The 3,934-nt window shown below is 55.1% G+C and carries 2 protein-coding genes and 1 pseudogene; all 3 read right to left on the bottom strand.

Translation table 11 applies throughout. The features are described 5' to 3' along the window. A partial coding sequence (locus VA602_RS15240) for an AAA family ATPase (RefSeq protein WP_323453635.1) occupies nt 1-994 on the bottom strand: 994 nt, incomplete at its 3' end. A 171-nt stretch (nt 995-1,165) separates the two neighbouring features. Next, on the bottom strand, nt 1,166-3,586 hold the full coding sequence (gyrB, locus tag VA602_RS15235; RefSeq protein WP_153774311.1) for a DNA topoisomerase (ATP-hydrolyzing) subunit B: 2,421 nt from the start codon (nt 3,584-3,586) through the stop codon (nt 1,166-1,168). 4 nt (nt 3,587-3,590) lie between these two features. Beyond that, nucleotides 3,591-3,934 (bottom strand): annotated as a pseudogene (locus VA602_RS15230) (DNA replication/repair protein RecF); the annotation flags it as partial.

The following is a 3,934-nucleotide window of genomic DNA, read 5'->3' as shown; positions in this document are numbered from 1 at the left end:
CGAGATTCGTCAACTCCCTCAAGGACTCGACCTCTTCAACAAAAACTCCCTCTGAAGCTTCTTCGCGTTGCAGCCCCCAAAAACGAAGGGGGTAGGGATCTTGGCGTGCCAACAGGTCTAGCTCTTTAAGTAAAAAGAAGCTGTGTGTAGCAATGAAAACCTGTACCCCTTGTTTCGCAAGCGTGTGGATGACTGTGGCAACCAAACGAATCAAGCGTGGATTGAGGTTGGCCTCAGGCTCATCCCAAAATAGATACCCTTTGTCGAGCACCGACCCTGTGGCGATCAGGCGGGCGAGCATTGCCAGTTTCCTTAGTCCCTCGGCTACAAGAGGCATCTCCATGGTGCCGCTGCCGGGAATTTTCAGATAGAAACGTCCGTTTGTATCTAAAACGACCTTCCCGCCCATAGCCTGCTCAATGGGCTTCAGTAGCTCGCTTGCGCGTTTTTCTCTAGGGCCTTTCAATGTCGGAGCACCTAAGTGAATACACGTGTCACGCCACGTTTCTTCGAACTCTAGATAGTGCCCCTCATACACCGAAACAAAACCAGGAAAAATCGTGAGTAGCTCCCTAGTAGGGATATACAGCGGGCTTTGCTTGTCCCAACGTGAAGGCAGCTTTTCGATTTGAACATCGGTTTTGGCGCTGGTAGCAAAGCTAATCGTGGTATCAAAAGCCACTTCATCGAACGAAAGCGAAATCTCACAGCGATCTCGACCTTGTTTTCGTCGAGCGAGCCTACCTACCGATTCAGGCCTAAATACCCCCATCAACTTTTCGGCATAGGCCTTTTGTAAATGCGTTTTGGTAGGATCAATTGAGTTTGGCTTTTTGGCAGCTTCAGCAGCAGTAGCAATGAGGGCATACGCAGCTTTCAACAGATGCGTCTTCCCCATGCCATTTTCGCCGACGATGATGTTCAGGCCTGAGCAACAACTCAGATTCAAGTCACGAAAAACTGTGAAGTTTTTGACGCTGATTTTTTTCAGCATAGGAGAGGCAATTCCTCATGCGGAGATTTCATAGACATTCCCTTTCCAGAAATAGTATCACTCATGATTAGTACCCATAACAAAAACCCCAGCCATTGAGGCTGGGGTTTTTTACGACCAGGCGACAATAATCCGCCCACTTGCGACACTTAATGTGCCCATCGACAGTAATCAGAAGTCCAGGTTGGACACCGACAACGCGTTGCTTTCGATGAAGTCACGACGAGGTTCCACCGCGTCACCCATCAAGGTATTGAACAGCTGGTCGGCCGCAATCGCATCCTCGATGGTGACTTTGAGCATGCGGCGCACCGTCGGGTCCATGGTGGTTTCCCACAGCTGATCCGGGTTCATCTCACCCAGCCCTTTGTATCGCTGGATGGTGTGGCGCTTGGTGGTTTCGTTCATCAGCCAATCGAGGGCTTCTTTGAACTCGGTAACTGCCTTGCGACGCTCACCACGCTGAACATAGGCACCCTCGCCAAGCAAGGTCGCCAATTTGGCGCCCAGCACGACTACCGAACGATAGTCGTTGCTGCCGAAGAACTCGCGGTTGAAGGTCACGTAGCTGGCCAAACCGTGGGAAGTAACTTCGACTTCCGGCAGCCAGATGTTGCGTTCCTTGTCTTCGCGCAGGCTGGCCTGGTAGGTCAGACCGGACTTCTGGCTGTTGTTCAGGCGCTCCTGGAATTTGCCCAACCAGGCTTGCATGGTCGCGTGATCGGCCAACTGCGCCTGAGTGACTTCCGGCAAGTAGATGAAGTGCTCGGTCAGCTCTTCCGGGTACAGGCGCGACAGACGCTTGAGCGTCTTCATCACGCCGCGGAACTCGTTGACCAGTGCCTCAAGTTGAACACCCGACACGGGTGGCGCCGATTCGTCCAGGTGCAGGCTGGCATCTTCCAGGGCCGACTGGGTCATGTACTCTTCCATGGCCTCGTCGTCCTTGATGTACTGCTCCTGCTTGCCTTTCTTCACCTTGTACAGCGGTGGCTGGGCAATGTAGATGTAACCGCGCTCGACCAGCTCTGGCAACTGACGGAAGAAGAAGGTCAACAGCAGGGTACGGATGTGCGAACCGTCAACGTCAGCATCGGTCATGATGATGATGTTGTGATAACGCAGCTTGTCGATGTTGTACTCTTCGCGGCCGATACCACAGCCGAGGGCGGTGATCAGCGTGCCGACTTCCTGGGACGAGATCATCTTGTCGAAGCGAGCCTTCTCGACGTTGAGGATCTTACCCTTCAGCGGCAGGATTGCCTGGGTACGACGATTACGACCTTGCTTGGCCGAACCACCTGCGGAGTCACCCTCCACCAGGTACAGTTCGGACAGGGCAGGGTCCTTTTCTTGGCAGTCGGCAAGCTTGCCCGGCAGACCAGCGATATCCAGGGCACCTTTGCGGCGGGTCATTTCCCGCGCCTTGCGCGCTGCTTCACGGGCACGCGCCGCGTCGATCATCTTGCCAACGACCGCCTTGGCTTCGTTGGGGTTTTCCAACAGGAAGTCGGCGAAGTACTTGTTCATCTCCTGTTCCACGGCGGTCTTCACCTCCGAGGAAACCAGCTTGTCCTTGGTCTGCGAGCTGAACTTCGGATCCGGCACCTTCACCGAGATGATCGCGGTCAGGCCTTCACGGGCATCGTCACCCGTGGTCGCCACCTTGTTCTTCTTGGCCAGGCCTTCCTGCTCGATGTAGCTGTTCAGGCTGCGGGTCAGCGAGGAGCGGAAGCCCACCAGGTGAGTACCACCGTCACGCTGCGGAATGTTGTTGGTGAAGCACAGCAGGTTTTCGTTGAAGCTGTCGTTCCATTGCAGGGCGACTTCGACACCCACACCATCGTCACGCTGGACGTTGAAGTGGAAGACCTGAGAGTTCACCGGAGTCTTGTTGGTGTTCAGGTATTCGACGAATGCGCGCAGACCACCTTCGTACTTGAAGAACTCTTCCTTGCCGGAGCGCTCGTCCTTCAGCAGGATACCAACGCCCGAGTTGAGGAACGACAGCTCACGAATACGCTTGGCCAGGATGTCCCAGCTGAAGTGGATATTCTTGAAGGTCTCCGCCGAAGGCTTGAAGTGGATGTGGGTACCGGTGGTTTCGCTTTCGCCGACCACTGCCATCGGAGCTTGCGGCACACCGTGAACGTAGGTCTGTTCCCAGATCTTTCCGCTACGGCGAACGGTCAGGACCAGCTTCTCGGAGAGGGCGTTCACCACCGAGACACCTACACCGTGCAGACCGCCGGAGACCTTGTAGGAGTTGTCATCGAACTTACCGCCGGCGTGCAGTACGGTCATGATGACCTCGGCGGCGGAAACGCCTTCCTCTTTATGCACGTCGACCGGAATGCCACGACCGTTGTCGCGAACACTGATGGATTCGTCCGGATGGATGATGACGGTAATGTCATCGCAATGACCGGCGAGCGCTTCGTCGATCGAGTTGTCGACCACTTCGAAGACCATGTGGTGCAGGCCGCTACCATCATCGGTGTCGCCAATGTACATGCCGGGACGCTTGCGCACGGCATCCAGCCCTTTCAGCACCTTGATGCTGGAGGAGTCGTACGTTTGATTTTCGCTCATGCCTTCACTCCCGATGGTCGTGGGTCTGGGTGATACGGCCTTGTTCCACGTGGAACAAAGCAACTGGCGTATCCGTCTGCCAGCCTTCCCTCAGTAATTCGTGATCTACACAGGTGATAAAAACCTGGCAGTGTAATTCTTCAAGCAAGCGACACAGCGCGCGGCGATGCTGCTCGTCCAATTCAGACGGCAAGTCATCCACCAGATAAATACACTGACCGCGACGAACCTGGCTGACGAGATGCCCCTGGGCAATCCGTAGGGCACAAACGACCAGCTTTTGCTGACCACGAGACAGGATATCGGCCGCGTTATTGGCGCCCAATCTCAGGCGTAGGTCAGCACGTT

It is taken from the genome of Pseudomonas machongensis (assembly GCF_034961125.1).
Taxonomy (GTDB): domain Bacteria; phylum Pseudomonadota; class Gammaproteobacteria; order Pseudomonadales; family Pseudomonadaceae; genus Aquipseudomonas; species Aquipseudomonas machongensis.
Note: the sequence above shows the minus strand (reverse complement) of the source record. Positions and strands in the feature narration are given on the sequence as shown.